A 14,496-nucleotide genomic window follows, 5' to 3' on the forward strand; every position below is an offset into this window, starting at 1 on the left:
TCATTCAATCGCCGCGACTTCAAGCGTCCCGTGACGGTTCCGGCCGGGGCGGATCGGTCTGTGCCACCCTTTCCAGCAGCGCCGCCGCCAGCGGGCGGGTCAACGGGCGGCGTTCGGCCATGGTCTCGGCATCCAGCGCCGCCACCAGCCGCCGCGCCAGACCAAGATCGCGATCCATGCGCGGCACCAGCCAGTCGATCAGCCCCGAAGGCGCGACCATCTGCCGGTCGGCCAGCAGCTTGACCAGAACGGCAGCGAGCAGGCTTTCATCCGGCGGCTCGATCCGGGTCACGGCCATGGCGCCCATACGGCTGAGCAGATCGGGCAGCGTCAGCCCCCACTGCCCCGGCGCCGTCCGCGCTGTCAGCAGCAGCAGGCAATCGCGCTCGGCGCTCAGGTTCCACAGGTGAAACAGCGCCTGCTGCGCGCCGGGATTGCCGGCCATCCGGTCGGCATCCTCGATCAGCAGGGCACCGCCCTCGCGGGCCAGAAGATCGACGCTGTCGACGCGCAGGCCGCGCGCCGGGACCTGCGCCGCCCCCGTCTCGGCGGCCCAGATCGCCGCCAGATGGGTCTTGCCCGACCCGTCCGGCCCGATCAGCAGCATCCGCCCCTGCGGCCAGCCAGCCGGATCGTCCAGCACCGCCATGGCCAGCGCATTGGCCGGGGCGACAAGAAAATCGTCGCGCCCGAGCGCGGGCGCAAGCGCCAGATCGAGGGTCAGTTGCCGGGCCACGGATCAGCTTGTCTCGGCCGGCCCGGCGACAGCTTCGGTATCGCGGCGAGAGGTCAGCGTGCCTTCGGGCGCGATCTCGACCAGCACCGGCTCTGGCAGGGGCGGCGCCGGCTTCTCGCCGGTGTAAAGCGGGCTTTCGGTATAGCGCTCGGCCGCATAGCGGACCAGCACGCCCAGGGATGCCGCCAGCGGCACGGCGATGATCATGCCGACGAAACCGAAGAGCGCGCCGAAGACCGACAGCGCCAGCAGCAGCCAGACCGGATGCAGCCCGACATGGTTGCCGACGATCTTGGGTTGCAGGTAATTGCCCTCGACCACCTGACCGATGACGAAGATCGCGGCCACGGCGGCGATCCAGATCGGATCGCCCCAGAAGGTGAAGATGGCGACGCCGATGGCGGTCGCGCCGCCGATCAGCGTGCCGACATAGGGGATGATGCCCAGCACCGCAGCCCCCATGCCGATGGCCACCGCATAGGGCAGCCCGACCAGCATCAGCGCCATCGAATAGAAGGTGCCCTGGATCAGCATCACCGTGCCCTGCCCGCGGATGAAGCCCGACAGCGTGTCGTCGATCTGCGCGGCCAGACGGCGGATGGTGGGCGCATGATGACGCGGCAGCAGCGCGTCGATGCGGGCCACCAGATTGTCCCAGTCGAGCAGCAGGTAGAAGGCCACCACCGGCACGATCACGAACAGCGCGATGACGCTGACCACGCCCGAGATCGAACTGAGCACCGAGGTCAGCACCCCGCCGCCCTTCTCTCCGATCAGCGAGGCGACATTCTGAAGGCTGGAATCGAGCGGGCCGCCCTCGGCCAGTATATTCGGGAAGCGCGTCATCAGGAATTGCTGCAACCGCGCCAGCATATCGGGCACCGCATCGACCAGTTGCACCGCCTGCCGGATCACGATGGGCGCGAGAAACAGCAGGAAGGCCACGAAGACCAGCACCGCGCCAAGGGTGATCGTCACCACCGCAAGGCTCCGGCTAAGACCCGCGCGTTCCAGCCGGTCGGCCAGCGGGTCCAGCAGATAGGCCACGCCCGCGCCGATTATGAAGGGCAGAATCGCCTGCCCCAACAGCCAGAGCGCCAGCAACAGCGCCATGCCGGCCGTGCCCCACCAGATCACCTGTGCCTTTGCCGACATCGCCAATCACCCTTTGCCCCGCCGCATTCGCGTCCTATATCGGGGCCATGGTCGATTACGTCAATCTCATGAAACTCTGCGTCGGCGCCGAATCCCCGGAAGATCTGGAGGCGTGGCAGAAGCAGCGCTATGGCGGCGGCCCCAGCCAGCACGTCACCCGGATGTGGCCCAAGCGCGAGGCCGAGCTGCTGGCCGGCGGCTCGATCTACTGGGTGTTCAAGGGCACGATGCTGGCACGCCAGAAGCTGATCGCGCTGGAGGAACGGCTGGGCGATGACGGCATCCGCCGCTGCGCGCTGATCCTCGACCCCGAACTGGTCCGCACCGCCGCCGTGCCCCGGCGCCCCTTCCAGGGCTGGCGCTATCTGAACCGCGACGACGCGCCCCCGGACCTGTCGCGCGCCCGCAGCCATGACGACAGCCTGCCCCCGGCACTGGCGGCGCAGCTGGCCGAAATGGGCCTGCGCTGAAGCCGGGACACCGGGCCCCGCTGATTTCAGGCCTGATTGACCTCTGCCCCCGCATTGACCGGCGCAGGCGTGAATTTCGTACCTGTTCTGGAGCAGTCTGACGACAGCCTGCCGCCCCAGTCATTGGCCAACCTGCCGGCGGCGATGTCCGGGATATACAGCAGATGGTCATCCGTCAGGTTGTATGAGAAATAATCCTCCGACCCGAAGCGGCCACATGCGAAAAGCTCCTCCCGGCCATTGCGGATTTTTCTCATGCCATAGAGCTCGTGCAGAGGAAGGCCGGCAAATTGTGAAACGCCGGCGACCTTGCTCTTCGTTCTGGCGATCTGGTCAGGGGAAAGCGACACGATCTCCTGACGGGTGATGCCGTTTCCACATCCGCCCAGCAAAGCAAGCGCAACCACGGCGGCGACATGAAGTCTTTTCATCCGGGTACCTCGATAGAGATCGTGACGGCTTACATGCAGGTCGGGCCCAGGCCCTCTGCAACGACGGCTTCCCATTCGGGGCCGAGAATTCTTCTCGCGGAAAGCGCGTGCGCAGGCGCGGGCTGATCGCTGCCGAGCATTTGAACGGTGCCGATGCGCTTCGTTTCCGTCTGGTAAGAGATATAGCCGCCCATCGGAACGACGTTGGATCTGGAAACAGATTCGCTATCCAGATAGACAAACCGGTCGCCGCCGCGCTTTATCACTTCGATCGCTGACGCCCGATCCATATATTCCTTATCGCTCATGCCACATGCCGGCGCCGATTTGGCTTCAACGTAGAATGATGTTGTTGTTCTGTCTTCGATCCTGGCAGAGGTGCAGGCGGCAATGGCCAGCGCTGCCAACAAGCCCGAATACATGGAATATCGCATGATATGTCCTATAACTAAATGATATTGTCTTGATTGGTCTCATAAGCGCGCTTCCATGTCGAGACACTGGCGGCGCGACCACCGGGACCTGCCCCGGCAAAGCCGATCACCCGCGATCTGGAAGAGATCGGCGAGGGCGCCTGACCAAAGCCGGATTCGGAAGAATGATGGCGGTCGTCACGCGGATTTCGTTCCGCCTTGGAATATTCCCAGCTATGATGACGCCATGAGCCAGATCACCAATCTCAACCGCTTCCGCAAGCAGAAGGCCCGCGAGGACGCCCGGCGCGAGGCGGATGCGAATGCCACGAAGTTCGGTCGGACCAAGGCGCAAAAGGCGACCGAAAAGGCCGAAGCTGATCGCGCGACAAAACATCTCGACGGGGTCAAGCGTGACGATTGACCTGCCGCCGATGGACGCGCCTGCCAAACGCTCGGTCTCCATAGACGGGCACCGCACCTCGGTCAGCCTGGAGGGTGCGTTCTGGCGCGCGCTCGACCGCATCGCCCGGACGCGCGACACCACCCGTGCGGCGCTGATCGCCGAAATCGACCATGCGCGACCGCCGGATGTGGGCCTGGGCACCGCGTGTCGCCTGTTCGTGCTGGCAGAATCCACGAGGGAAGGCTAAGTCACCCCTGACAATTCAGGAGGCCCCGATGATCCCGCGTTACGCCCGCCCCGAAATGACCGCCATCTGGTCGCCCGAAACCAAGTTCCGCATCTGGTACGAGATCGAGGCCCATGCCTGCGACGCCCAGGCCGAACTGGGCGTCATTCCGAAGGAAAATGCCGCGGCCGTGTGGAAAGCCAGGGATGTGGAGTTCGACGTGGCCCGCATCGACGAGATCGAGGCCGTCACCAAGCATGACGTGATCGCCTTCCTGACCCATCTGGCCGAGCATATCGGCGGCGACGAAGCCCGCTTCGTCCATCAGGGGATGACATCCTCGGACGTGCTCGACACCACGCTGAACGTCCAGCTTGTCCGCGCCGCCGATATCCTGCTGGCCGATATGGACAAGCTTCTGGCCGCGCTGAAACGCCGCGCGCTTGAACACAAGGATACCGTCCGCATCGGCCGCAGCCACGGCATCCATGCCGAGCCGACCACGATGGGCCTGACCTTCGCCCGCTTCTATGCCGAGATGGACCGCAACAGACGCCGCCTCGGAGCCGCACGCGAGGAAGTGGCGACCGGCGCGATTTCCGGCGCGGTCGGGACCTTCGCCAATATCGACCCCCATGTCGAAGACTATGTCTGCGAAAAACTGGGCCTGCGCCCCGAGCCGATCAGCACGCAGGTGATCCCGCGAGACCGCCATGCGATGTTCTTCGCCACGCTCGGCGTCGTCGCATCGAGCATCGAGAATATCGCCATCGAGATCCGCCACATGCAGCGCACCGAGGTGCTGGAGGCCGAGGAATTCTTCTCTCCCGGCCAGAAGGGGTCCTCGGCGATGCCGCACAAGCGCAACCCGGTCCTGACCGAGAACCTGACCGGGCTGGCGCGGCTGGTGCGCATGACGGTGATCCCGGCGATGGAAAACGTGGCACTCTGGCATGAGCGTGACATCAGCCATTCCTCGGTCGAACGCGGCATCGCGCCGGATGCGACGATCACGCTCGATTTCGCGCTGAACCGGCTCGCGGGCGTCGTCGACAAGCTGGTCATCTACCCGGAAAACATGCTCAAGAATATGAACAAGTTTAAGGGTCTGGTGATGTCGCAGCGGGTGCTTCTGGCGCTGACCCAGGCCGGAGTCTCGCGCGAGGATGCCTATCGGCTGGTCCAGCGTAATGCCATGAAAGTCTGGGAAGAAAACAAGGATTTCAAGACCGAGCTTCTGGCCGATGCGGAGGTGACGGCAGCACTGTCGCCTGCCGAGATCGAGGAAAAATTCGACCTCGGCTATCACACCAAGCATGTCGACACGATCTTCAAGCGGGTGTTCGGCCAGGCGGGTTAACCCGACCTTCATCCTGCGCTGCGAGAGTCGCCCATGCGAAACATGCAGGGGGCGACCTTCAATGCCGGAACCATGTCGACGAAAGAAAACGCGCCAGTTGAGGGCGCAATCCAGGACGACAATTGAAGCGCCCCGTCCAGGCCGCCTGCCCGGGGCTTAATCCCATTCGGACTGGCGCGACTTCTCCAGATTGCCGAAGCGGGTGAAGCGGCCCTCGAAGGCCAGTTCGACCGTGCCGATGGGGCCGTGGCGCTGCTTGCCCAGGATCACCTCGGCCTTGCCATGGACCGAGCTCATGATCTCCTGCCACTTGGCCATCTTTTCCAGCTCGTGATCCGCCGGCTTCTCGCGCTCGCGGTAATATTCCTCGCGGAAGACGAACATCACGATATCGGCGTCCTGCTCGATCGAGCCGGATTCGCGCAGGTCCGACAGTTGCGGCCGCTTGTCGTCGCGACTTTCGACCTGGCGCGACAGCTGCGACAGCGCGATCACCGGGATGTTCAACTCCTTGGCGATGGCCTTGAGGCCCTGGGTGATCTCGGAGACCTCGTTGACGCGGCTGTCCTTGGCACTCGCCGCCTTCAGAAGCTGCAAATAGTCGACGATGATCAGGTCCAGCCCATGGGTCCGTTTCAGCTTGCGTGCCCGCGCGGCCAGTTGGTTGATCGGCAGGGCCGGGGTGTCGTCGATATAAAGCGGACAGCTTTGCAGGTCGTTCGCGGCCTGCACGAAGCGGCGGAATTCCTCCTCGGACATGTCGCCAGAGCGGATCTGGTGGCTGCCGACCTCCGACGCCTCGGACAGGATCCGCGCCGCCAGCTGTTCGGCCGACATTTCCAGCGAGAAGAAGCCGACCACGCCGCCTTCCACCGCGCCGGTTGTGCCGTCGGATTTCTCGCCCTGCCGATAGGCTTTGGCGATGTTGAAGGCGATATTGGTCGCCAGCGAGGTCTTCCCCATCGAGGGACGCCCGGCCAGAATGATCAGGTCGGAATTGTTCAGCCCGCCCATCTTGCGGTCAAGGTCGATCAGCCCGGTCGGGATCCCCGACAGCTTGCCGTCGCGCTGAAACGCCGCCGCCGCCGCATCCACGGCACCCGTCACCGCCTTCAGGAAGGACTGGAAGCCGCGCTCGGCCACGCCCTGCTCGCCCAGCTTATACAGCGTCTGCTCGGCGGCCTTGATCTGTTCTTCGGCATCGTCCTCGACCCGGACCGAAGCCGCGCGCGCCGAGATATCCTGCCCGAGCGTGATCAGGTCGCGGCGCAGCGCAAATTCGCGGATCATCTGCGCATAATCCCGCGCCGCATAGGCCGAGATCGCCGCCGCCGCGATCCGCGCCAGATAGGCCGGACCACCCAGATCCTTCAACCCGGCATCGCTGTCCAGAAACGCCTTCAACGTCACCGGGCTGGCAAGTGCGTTCTTGCGGATCCGCTCGGAGGCGATTTCATATATGCGCGCATGGACGGGTTCATAGAAATGTTCCGGTTTCAGCAATTGGCTGATCCGGTCGAAGACATCGTTATTGGTCAGAAGCGCGCCCAGAAGCTGCTGTTCTGCCTCGATCGAGAAGGGAACGCTTTGTTCTTCCGAATCGCCTGGCGTCGGCGCCGGCTGCAACGCCCTAATCTCGTTCATGACCCTGTCCGTGTTCTTCTTATGCGACTGCCTCTATGCCACAATATATGCCGAATCTGAACAAGAGGGCAGGAAAATCTGGTGGGCAACTCTGGGGACAGGCTGTGGAAAACCCGTCCGACCGGCAGCCGCTGAACCCAACGGGTGCCGGCCACGGCTGGCTTAGCGGTTCTTTTCCTGCCAGCCGCGCGGGTCGGTCAGGAAGGCTTCGACCTCGGTCAGGGTGGCGGTATCGAAGGCGTTTTGCGCTTTCGCCTCGGCCAGAACGTCCCACCAGGTGCAAAGATGGTGCAGCTTCACGCCATGATCGGCCAGGCGCTGCGTCGTTTCCGGGAAGATCCCGTAATAGAAGATCACCGCCGTATGCGCGCATTCGGCCCCGGTATCGCGGATCGCATCGACAAAGCTGAGTTTCGAGCCGCCATCGGTGGTCAGATCCTCGACCAGCAGCACCCGGTCGCTTTCGTCCATGCGACCCTCGATCCGGGCGTTGCGGCCATAACCCTTGGGCTTCTTGCGCACATAGCTCATCGGCAGGCCCAGACGCTCGGCGACCATGGCGCCGAAGGGAATGCCGGCGGTTTCGCCACCGGCGACATTGGTGAAGGCCTCGAAGCCCGCGTTGCGCATCGCCGTCGCGGCCAGGAAATCCATCAGCGTGCCGCGCACCCGCGGATAGGAGATGATGCGCCGGCAATCGACATAGGTCGGCCCCTTGAGGCCCGAGGCATAGGTGAAGGGCTCAGCCGCGTTGAAATCCACCGCCTTGATTTCCAGCAGCGCCCTTGCGGTCAGCCGAGCGATCTCCTCGGCGGTGGGGAAGGAAAAGCTCATGCGGGCTCCGTTTGCCAGAACAGGGGGAAGCCGGGGTCGAAGACGGTCACGGTCTCGTCGCCGGCAGCGATCTCAGAGGGGAAGCTGACCGGGCTGTCCTGCCGGGTCAGGCGGATGCGGTCCTCGTTCGCGGGAAGGCGATAGAAGGCCGGGCCGTTCAGCGAGGTGAAGGCCTCCAAGTTGTCCAGCTTGCCGTCTTCCTCGAAAACCTGGGCGAGGATCGCCATGGTATTCGGCGCGGTAAAGCAGCCGGCGCAGCCGCAGGGCTGCAGCTTGGCGCGGTCGGGATGCGGTGCGGAATCGGTGCCGAGGAAGAACGGCCCCGGCCCCGACATGGCCGCACGGCGCAGCGCCAGCCGGTGGGATTCGCGCTTGGCGACCGGCAGGCAATAGTAATGCGGCCGGATACCGCCGGCGAGGATCGCGTTGCGGTTGATGACCAGATGATGGGTGGTGATGGTGGCGCCCATATTGGCGGCATTGGCGCTGACATAATCCACCCCGTCCGAGGTGGTGACATGTTCCATCACCACCCGCAGGCCCGGCGTCGCGCGGCGGACCGGGTCCAGCACGCGGTCGATGAACACAGCCTCGCGGTCGAAAATGTCGATGGCCGGATCGGTGACCTCGCCATGGACGCAAAGCGGCACGCCGGCCTCGGCCATGGCCTCAAGCACCGGGCGGACGCGGTCGAAATCGGTCACGCCGCTGGCCGAATTGGTGGTCGCGCCAGCCGGATAAAGCTTCACCGCCGCGATCAGCCCGGCGGCATGGGCGGCCACGACATCGGCGGGATCGGTGGTCTCGGTCAGGTAGAGCGTCATCAGCGGGCGCAGCGCCGCGCCCTCGGGGATGGCGGCAAGGATGCGGTCGCGATAGGCCCGGGCCTGATCGCCGGTCACCACTGGCGGCACCAGGTTCGGCATGATGATCGCGCGGCCGAAATCGGCCGAATGCGGGGCCACGGCAGCCAGCATCGCGCCATCGCGCAGGTGCAGGTGCCAGTCATCGGGGCGTGTGATCGTGAGTGAATTCATCATGCCCATCGGATTATACTGCCCGGCCGCCCGATGAAAGGCGGGAAGCAGCATTGCGCATAGGGCAACTTGTCATTTGCTCATCGCAAGTGCAGCATGCGCCCCAGCTAGAAAGGTGAATCACGCATGGGTTTTCTGACGAACAACATGGCCGAGGCGACCCGGCTCTGGGCGCAAGTCGCTCAGATCGCTATCGAATCGCAAATGGTCATCGGCCTGCGCATGGCCGGGATGATGGGTTTGCTGCCGCAGCATCGCAATGAACCGCATCGTATGGTCCAGGAAAAACTGGATGCCGCGCAGGAATCGGGTAAGGCGATGTTCCGTGCGGTGACTCGCGGCGCCCCGGCAGAGAAGGTCATGGCGGCGGCGCTGCGGCCCTATGGGCGGCGCACCCGGGCCAATGCGCGCCGGCTGAGCAAATCCTCGACCCGCGCGCTTGGCTGATCGCAGGATCGCCTGACCACACGAAAAACGGCCTCCGGATCGGAGGCCGTTTTCGTTTGTTCTGCGGGATCGGTCAGATCAGCTTGCCCATCGCCACGGCGGTATCCGACATGCGGTTCGAGAAGCCCCATTCGTTGTCGTACCAGGTCAGGATACGGACCATGCGACCGTCCAGAACCTTGGTCTGATCCAGCGCGAAGATCGACGAGCGCGGGTCGTGGTTGAAGTCAATCGAGACATTCGGCTGATCGGTATAGCCCAGAACACCTTTCAGCGGCCCGTCGGCGGCGGCCTTGATGGCGGCGTTGACTTCTTCCGCGGTGGTGTCGCGGCTGGCCTCGAAGGTCAGATCGACGACCGAGACATTCGGCGTGGGCACGCGGATGGCCACGCCGTCCAGCTTGCCGTTCAGTTCCGGCAGCACCAGACCCACGGCCTTGGCAGCCCCGGTCGAGGTCGGGATCATCGACATCGCGGCGGCGCGGGCGCGATACAGGTCCTTGTGCATCGTATCCAGCGTCGGCTGGTCGCCGGTATAGCTGTGGATGGTGGTCATGAAGCCCTTTTCGATGCCGATGGCATCGTTCAGGACCTTGGCCACCGGCGACAGGCAGTTGGTGGTGCAGCTGGCATTCGAGACGATCAGGTCGTCCTTGGTCAGCGTGTCCTGGTTCACCCCGTAGACGATGGTCTTCGAAGCCCCCTTGGACGGGGCCGAGACCAGCACCCGGCTGGCACCGTTTTCCAGATGGACCTTCGCCTTGTCCGCATCGGTGAAGATGCCGGTGCATTCCAGCACCACGTCGACATCGGCCCAGGGCAGCTCGGCCGGGTTGCGGATCGCGGTGACCTTAATCGGGCCGCGACCCACGTCGATGGTGTCGCCGTCGACCGTCACCGTGCCGGGGAACTTGCCGTGGACACTGTCGAAACGGATAAGGTGGGCGTTGGTTTCCACCGGCCCCAGATCGTTGATCGCGATGACCTCGATATCGGTCCGGCCTGATTCCACAATAGCGCGCAGCACGTTGCGCCCGATCCGACCAAACCCGTTGATTGCAACCTTCACAGCCATGATAGACCTCCGCAGACTGGTTTCGCAGCGCTTATGAGGGTTTTTGCCGGCTGTTGCAAACCCCGTTGGGTGCCTCTAACGCCAGAAGCTGAGATATTCGACGAAGTTGACAAACTCGCGCCCGATCAGCACCGGCAGGTTCCAGTGCAGCCAGAACGCGTCAGCGACAAAGATCATAAGGATCAGTACGAAAAGGGTGATCACATTGCCGGTCGTCACAGGCTCGCCTTCCGTCTGGCCGTTAGGTCCTCGCTTCCGTGCTTAGCGCCGCCGACCGGCATCGGCAAGGAAGCAAGGCAGAGTTCCCTAACGCCGCTTTACCGCCCGAAGCTCGGCAGGTTTCCGCCGGAATTGGCGGGTTTTTGCCGCTTCCGCACAGTTCATCAGCAAACCAGTTGAAAATGCATATGCCATCCTGTTTAGGAACAGAGAGCAAAGGCTCCTTCTGCCGGGGGCCATGCCAATCAGCGCTGGAACAAGCGCATTAACAATAACTTATCCGGGGACAGCTGCCTTGCCCATTCGCCTGAACGCTGCGCTTGCGAAGATCCTGCCTGAGAAACGTCTCTTCCTGAAAACCGAAAGCACGACCCGTGTCATTCACCTTCGCCCCACCACTCAACTGGGGCTGATGGGCGGAACGGCTTTGCTGGTTGGCTGGGCGATCGTGTCGGGGGCGCTGCTGGCCTATGACCGAATCGGCGGTGGTATCGACAGCGGATCGGCTTCGGCGGCCTTGGTTCTTGAAAACCGGCTCTCCGCGCTCGCCGAGGAACGCGATGCCCGCACCAGCGAGGCGCAGCAGGCACAGTTGCGATTCGCCGTGGCGCTTGACCAGGTCGCCAAGTACCAGACCGAGCTTCTGGCCACCCAGCAACATAACCGCGAATTGGAAGCGGGCCTGGATGCAATGCAACAGAAGCTGGGGACGGCCATTGCCGCCCTGCCCGCCACCAACGAAGCGAGCGGGCCCGAAAAGGATCTGGCGCTGAGTGCATTGAGCGAAAAACTGCGCCTCACCACCGAGGCCCGCGAGGCCGCTGACGAAGCGGCGCGCCTGGCCCGTGCCGAGGCCGCGACCGCCAAAGCCGAGCGGGAACAGCTGCTCGCCCGCAATGAAGAGATCTTTACCCAGATCGAAGATGCAGCCGTTGCCGCAGCCGTCCCCTACAAGAACATGCTGGCACAGCTGAACCTCGACACCGATTCGCTGCTGGCCTCGGTCGATACGGAATATTCGGGCCAGGGCGGTCCGCTGACCCAGGCCACCGTCTCGACCAGCGGCAATGCCGCGATCTCGGAGACCGAGGCGCGCGGCAAGGAAATCGTCGTCAGTCTCGATCAGGTCAACCGCTATCGGATCGCCAGCAACAAGCTGCCGCTGGACATGCCGGTCAAATCGGCCTTCCGTTACACCTCGGGCTTCGGCGCCCGTTGGGGTCGCGCCCATAAGGGGATCGACCTGGCTGGTCCGGTCGGCACACCGATCCTGGCCACCGGCGACGGCGTGGTGAAATTCGCCGGTCGTCAGAGCGGTTACGGCAATATCATCATCGTCGAGCATGCGCTTGGCACCGAAACCCGCTATGCGCATCTTTCAAAGATCCGTGTTCGGGCCGGTCAGAAGGTATCGCGCGGCGCCCAGATCGGTGATATGGGAAATACTGGACGGTCGACCGGTTCCCATCTTCATTATGAGGTTCGGGTGAACGGCGAAGCCGTAAATCCCATGAGGTTCATCAAGGCAGCTCAGAATGTTTTCTAAATCTCGCGTGACCGAAACGCAAAACCGTACCGCCCCCGGCGCGCCCGCCGAATCGGAGGCTCTGCCCCCGGTCGAGGCCCCCAAGGAACAAACCCCGGTCGCCGCAGCGCCGCAGAAGCGCTCTGCCCCCTCGGTCCTGTCCTCGGATCTGACCATCAAGGGTGATCTTCAGACCGCCGGCGATGTCCAGATCGAAGGCACCATCGAGGGCGATATCCGCGCCCGCCAGTTGACCATCGGCGATACCGCCACGGTTCGCGGCGAGGTGCTGGCCGACGAGGTGATCGTGAATGGCCGCGTCATCGGTCGGCTGCGCGGTATCAAGGTGCGCCTGTCCTCGACCGCGAAGGTCGAAGGCGACATCATCCATAAGACCATCGCCATCGAATCCGGTGCGCATTTCGAAGGCTCGGTCCAGCGTCAGGAAGATCCGCTGGCCCAAGGCGGCACCAAGAAGCTGGCCCCGCCGTCAAGCGATTCGTCAAAGAAAGACGACTGATCGACCAGATCATCGTGGTGAATTCGGGGGCCGATGGCCCCCTTTTTCATGCCCGGCGCGTCATGCCTCCGGCTCATCCGGCATCAACTGGCGATACATGTGCCAACTGGAATGGCCGAGAACCGGCAGCGCGACGAACAGCCCAAGGAACAGCGGCAGGATCCCCAGAAACAGGATCACCGCGATCAGCACGCCCCAGACCGCCAGCACCACCGGATTGGCCGCGACCGCGCGAATCGAGGCAATGATGGCAGAGATGAAATCGACCTCACGATCCATCAGAAGCGGCAGGCCGACCACGGTGAAGCTGAACAGGACGGCGGCAAAGCCCGCGCCGATCAATGTGCCGAACAGCAGCATGGCCAGCCCCCGCCCCTGCATCAGCGCATCCATCGACGAGGTGATGTTGGTCAGTGCCGAGACCCCCATGAACAGCGCAAAGGTGGTATGGGCGACAAAGACCCAGAACATGAACAGCAGCAATATCACCATCGCCATCGAGGGCAGCTGCCGGTCCTTCTGGGAAAAGACCACATTCATCACGTCGCGCCAGATCAACGGCTGACCGGATTCCAGCCGCCGGCTGACCTCGTAAAGCCCGACCGCCGCGAAGGGGGCGATCAGCGGAAAGCCGACGACGAAGGGCATCAGCCACCACTCCTGCCCCGAAAGCGCCGCCACCGCCGCAAGGACCAGCCCGCCGGCAACATAGAACGCCGCGAAGAACAGCCCGTAACCCGGTGCGCGCAGGAAATCCCGCCATCCGGCGCGCAGGCTGGTGCCAATGGCCTCCATGCCGATATGCGCCGGTTCCGGAATCACGTCCGGTTCGCGATGTTCGATTTCCAGGTCGTGGTTGCCTTGCGTCATGCCTGCCCTCCTCTTTTCAGGAAAGCTAGAATGCCAAGCGTGCCGCAATCAACAAAAATGACATCAGCGCTGCAAGTCAAGCTGCGCCAGCAGATCCTCGCGCACCGCCGGAGTCACGAATTTGGACACGTCGCCACCCAGACGGGCAATTTCCTTGACCAGTTTCGAGGCAATGGCCTGCCGGCGGGCATCGGCCATCAGGAAGACGGTCTCGATGCTGGAATCGAGCGCACGGTTCATGCCGACCATCTGGAATTCATATTCGAAATCCGCCACCGCCCGCAGCCCGCGAATGATGACGCTGGCACCGACATCGCGGGCGCAGTCGATCAGCAGGTTCTCGAACGGATGCACGAGGATCTCGCCGCCGGTGCGCCTGACGATGGCATCGCATTCGCGTCGGACCATGGAAACACGCTGCTCCAGATCGAAAAGCGGACCCTTGTCGCGGTTGATCGCGACCCCGATCACCAGCCGGTCGACCAGGGCCATCGCCCTTTCGATGATGTCGATATGCCCGAGCGTGATCGGGTCAAACGTGCCGGGATAGAGCGCTGTCCGCATGGTCTGTCCTCCGAGTCTCCGGCCGCAACCCAACCGATACGCGCGGCGAAATCAAGACGCCAGACGCCCGATCGCGGCTCAGCTGCCCATGATCATGCCGGTCAGCGCATCCTTTTCGGCATTGAGTTCCTTCAACCGCGCAGAGACCGCATCGCCGATCGAGACGAGGCCCAGCATATTGCCGTCCTCATCCACCACCGGAAGGTGACGGAAACGACCCTCGGTCATCCGCTCCAGCACGGCATGAGCATCCTCGCCCGTGCCGCAGGTCGAAACCTTGCGGGTCATCAGCCCGCTGATCGGCGCGGCCAGAACCGAGGCACCCTGCTTGCTGAGTTCGCGGACGATATCGCGCTCGGACAGGATGCCGACCGGCTTCTTGCCGTCATCGCTGACGACAATGGCACCGATCCGCTTTTCGCCAAGCAGCTTGACCGCCTCTTCCACCGTCGCCGAGGACGGGATGGTCACGATATTCGGCGCGGTATCTCCTTTCAGGGAAAGGATCTGATTCACCAGCATGCTGCCCTCCTTGCTTGCATAAGCTCAGTCTGTCGCAACCAC

The 14,496-nt window shown here is 63.5% G+C and carries 19 protein-coding genes; 7 read left to right on the forward strand and 12 right to left on the reverse strand.

All coding sequences use genetic code 11. The features are described from left to right. Positions 1-19: 19 nt before the first annotated feature. Both Q0330_RS15250 and Q0330_RS15255 read right to left on the reverse strand, forming a co-directional pair. Positions 20-736, reverse strand: coding sequence for a DnaA/Hda family protein (locus Q0330_RS15250; protein WP_299481259.1), 717 nt, complete (start codon positions 734-736; stop codon positions 20-22). Between the two features lie 3 nt (positions 737-739). Beyond that, positions 740-1,891, reverse strand: a complete 1,152-nt coding sequence (locus Q0330_RS15255; RefSeq protein WP_366518338.1) for an AI-2E family transporter — start codon at positions 1,889-1,891, stop codon at positions 740-742. Positions 1,892-1,938: 47 nt separating this feature from the next. On the opposite strand from Q0330_RS15255, the gene Q0330_RS15260 reads away from it, so the two are divergent. Beyond that, entirely contained in the window at positions 1,939-2,361 is a 423-nt protein-coding gene (locus tag Q0330_RS15260; protein ID WP_299481265.1) for a DUF1489 domain-containing protein, read from the forward strand. Between the two features lie 26 nt (positions 2,362-2,387). Here Q0330_RS15260 and Q0330_RS15265 read toward each other — a convergent pair whose 3' ends face one another. Then, on the reverse strand, positions 2,388-2,792 hold the full coding sequence (locus Q0330_RS15265; RefSeq protein WP_299481268.1) for a hypothetical protein: 405 nt from the start codon (positions 2,790-2,792) through the stop codon (positions 2,388-2,390). A gap of 29 nt (positions 2,793-2,821) precedes the next feature. Next, entirely contained in the window at positions 2,822-3,226 is a 405-nt protein-coding gene (locus tag Q0330_RS15270) for a hypothetical protein (RefSeq protein ID WP_299481271.1), read from the reverse strand. A 226-nt stretch (positions 3,227-3,452) separates the two neighbouring features. On the opposite strand from Q0330_RS15270, the gene Q0330_RS15275 reads away from it, so the two are divergent. From Q0330_RS15275 to purB, 3 genes are read left to right on the forward strand one after another with little or no spacing between them, the layout of a single operon-like run. Next, the gene (locus tag Q0330_RS15275; RefSeq protein ID WP_299481274.1) at positions 3,453-3,629 is read left to right on the forward strand and encodes a DUF4169 family protein; all 177 of its coding nucleotides are present in this window, start codon (positions 3,453-3,455) and stop codon (positions 3,627-3,629) included. A gap of 10 nt (positions 3,630-3,639) precedes the next feature. Continuing rightward, positions 3,640-3,858: a ribbon-helix-helix domain-containing protein gene (locus Q0330_RS15280; protein WP_299481642.1), complete on the forward strand. Its 219-nt coding sequence runs from the start codon at positions 3,640-3,642 to the stop codon at positions 3,856-3,858. A 28-nt stretch (positions 3,859-3,886) separates the two neighbouring features. Further along, entirely contained in the window at positions 3,887-5,197 is a 1,311-nt protein-coding gene (gene purB, locus Q0330_RS15285) for an adenylosuccinate lyase (RefSeq protein ID WP_299481277.1), read from the forward strand. 156 nt (positions 5,198-5,353) lie between these two features. Here the strand turns inward: purB and Q0330_RS15290 are convergent, their stop codons facing one another. From Q0330_RS15290 to pyrC, 3 genes are all read right to left on the reverse strand, one after another. Next, the gene (locus tag Q0330_RS15290; RefSeq protein WP_299481280.1) at positions 5,354-6,841 is read right to left on the reverse strand and encodes a replicative DNA helicase; all 1,488 of its coding nucleotides are present in this window, start codon (positions 6,839-6,841) and stop codon (positions 5,354-5,356) included. A gap of 162 nt (positions 6,842-7,003) precedes the next feature. Beyond that, positions 7,004-7,675, reverse strand: coding sequence for an orotate phosphoribosyltransferase (locus tag Q0330_RS15295; RefSeq protein WP_299481283.1), 672 nt, complete (start codon positions 7,673-7,675; stop codon positions 7,004-7,006). Next, complete coding sequence (pyrC, locus tag Q0330_RS15300; RefSeq protein ID WP_299481645.1) at positions 7,672-8,715, reverse strand: dihydroorotase; 1,044 nt, start codon at positions 8,713-8,715, stop codon at positions 7,672-7,674. Before pyrC ends, Q0330_RS15295 begins: the two co-directional genes overlap by 4 nt. Positions 8,716-8,838: 123 nt before the next feature. Between pyrC and Q0330_RS15305 the strand changes: the two genes are divergently transcribed. Continuing rightward, positions 8,839-9,159, forward strand: a complete 321-nt coding sequence (locus Q0330_RS15305; RefSeq protein ID WP_299481286.1) for an antibiotic ABC transporter — start codon at positions 8,839-8,841, stop codon at positions 9,157-9,159. Between the two features lie 73 nt (positions 9,160-9,232). On the opposite strand, the gene gap is transcribed toward Q0330_RS15305, so the two are convergent. After that, positions 9,233-10,234 (reverse strand): type I glyceraldehyde-3-phosphate dehydrogenase, encoded by a 1,002-nt coding sequence (gap, locus tag Q0330_RS15310; RefSeq protein WP_299481289.1) that lies wholly within the window; start codon positions 10,232-10,234, stop codon positions 9,233-9,235. A 75-nt stretch (positions 10,235-10,309) separates the two neighbouring features. Then, the gene (locus Q0330_RS15315; RefSeq protein ID WP_299481292.1) at positions 10,310-10,453 is read right to left on the reverse strand and encodes a hypothetical protein; all 144 of its coding nucleotides are present in this window, start codon (positions 10,451-10,453) and stop codon (positions 10,310-10,312) included. Between the two features lie 295 nt (positions 10,454-10,748). Between Q0330_RS15315 and Q0330_RS15320 the strand changes: the two genes are divergently transcribed. Next, on the forward strand, positions 10,749-11,999 hold the full coding sequence (locus Q0330_RS15320) for a DUF5930 domain-containing protein (RefSeq protein WP_299481295.1): 1,251 nt from the start codon (positions 10,749-10,751) through the stop codon (positions 11,997-11,999). Beyond that, the gene (locus tag Q0330_RS15325; protein ID WP_299481298.1) at positions 11,989-12,498 is read left to right on the forward strand and encodes a polymer-forming cytoskeletal protein; all 510 of its coding nucleotides are present in this window, start codon (positions 11,989-11,991) and stop codon (positions 12,496-12,498) included. The genes Q0330_RS15320 and Q0330_RS15325 overlap by 11 nt, the downstream gene beginning before the upstream one ends. 60 nt (positions 12,499-12,558) lie before the next feature. On the opposite strand, the gene Q0330_RS15330 is transcribed toward Q0330_RS15325, so the two are convergent. The 3 genes from Q0330_RS15330 to Q0330_RS15340 form a co-directional block, all read right to left on the reverse strand. Then, the gene (locus Q0330_RS15330; RefSeq protein WP_299481301.1) at positions 12,559-13,368 is read right to left on the reverse strand and encodes a DUF2189 domain-containing protein; all 810 of its coding nucleotides are present in this window, start codon (positions 13,366-13,368) and stop codon (positions 12,559-12,561) included. 63 nt (positions 13,369-13,431) lie between these two features. Then, positions 13,432-13,932 carry a pantetheine-phosphate adenylyltransferase gene (coaD, locus tag Q0330_RS15335; RefSeq protein ID WP_299481304.1) on the reverse strand — a complete coding sequence of 167 codons (501 nt, stop codon included), beginning with the start codon at positions 13,930-13,932 and terminating at the stop codon, positions 13,432-13,434. A gap of 78 nt (positions 13,933-14,010) precedes the next feature. Beyond that, positions 14,011-14,454 (reverse strand): CBS domain-containing protein, encoded by a 444-nt coding sequence (locus Q0330_RS15340; protein ID WP_299481307.1) that lies wholly within the window; start codon positions 14,452-14,454, stop codon positions 14,011-14,013. Positions 14,455-14,496: the final 42 nt, after the last annotated feature.

It is taken from the genome of uncultured Paracoccus sp., from assembly GCF_937873615.1.
In the GTDB taxonomy this organism is placed as follows: domain Bacteria; phylum Pseudomonadota; class Alphaproteobacteria; order Rhodobacterales; family Rhodobacteraceae; genus Paracoccus.

Bases quoted from the DNA above. Each gene is read 5' to 3' on its own strand.
- Q0330_RS15265 (WP_299481268.1), bottom strand. From the start codon at position 2,792: ATGAAAAGACTTCATGTCGCCGCCGTGGTTGCGCTTGCTTTGCTGGGC.
- Q0330_RS15270 (WP_299481271.1), bottom strand. From the start codon at position 3,226: ATGCGATATTCCATGTATTCGGGCTTGTTGGCAGCGCTGGCCATTGCC.
- pyrC (WP_299481645.1), bottom strand. From the start codon at position 8,715: ATGATGAATTCACTCACGATCACACGCCCCGATGACTGGCACCTGCAC.
- Q0330_RS15280 (WP_299481642.1), top strand. From the start codon at position 3,640: ATGGACGCGCCTGCCAAACGCTCGGTCTCCATAGACGGGCACCGCACC.
- Q0330_RS15255 (WP_366518338.1), bottom strand. From the start codon at position 1,891: ATGTCGGCAAAGGCACAGGTGATCTGGTGGGGCACGGCCGGCATGGCG.
- Q0330_RS15305 (WP_299481286.1), top strand. From the start codon at position 8,839: ATGGGTTTTCTGACGAACAACATGGCCGAGGCGACCCGGCTCTGGGCG.
- Q0330_RS15290 (WP_299481280.1), bottom strand. From the start codon at position 6,841: ATGAACGAGATTAGGGCGTTGCAGCCGGCGCCGACGCCAGGCGATTCG.
- gap (WP_299481289.1), bottom strand. From the start codon at position 10,234: ATGGCTGTGAAGGTTGCAATCAACGGGTTTGGTCGGATCGGGCGCAAC.
- purB (WP_299481277.1), top strand. From the start codon at position 3,887: ATGATCCCGCGTTACGCCCGCCCCGAAATGACCGCCATCTGGTCGCCC.
- Q0330_RS15260 (WP_299481265.1), top strand. From the start codon at position 1,939: ATGGTCGATTACGTCAATCTCATGAAACTCTGCGTCGGCGCCGAATCC.
- Q0330_RS15325 (WP_299481298.1), top strand. From the start codon at position 11,989: ATGTTTTCTAAATCTCGCGTGACCGAAACGCAAAACCGTACCGCCCCC.
- Q0330_RS15330 (WP_299481301.1), bottom strand. From the start codon at position 13,368: ATGACGCAAGGCAACCACGACCTGGAAATCGAACATCGCGAACCGGAC.
- Q0330_RS15340 (WP_299481307.1), bottom strand. From the start codon at position 14,454: ATGCTGGTGAATCAGATCCTTTCCCTGAAAGGAGATACCGCGCCGAAT.
- coaD (WP_299481304.1), bottom strand. From the start codon at position 13,932: ATGCGGACAGCGCTCTATCCCGGCACGTTTGACCCGATCACGCTCGGG.
- Q0330_RS15275 (WP_299481274.1), top strand. From the start codon at position 3,453: ATGAGCCAGATCACCAATCTCAACCGCTTCCGCAAGCAGAAGGCCCGC.
- Q0330_RS15295 (WP_299481283.1), bottom strand. From the start codon at position 7,675: ATGAGCTTTTCCTTCCCCACCGCCGAGGAGATCGCTCGGCTGACCGCA.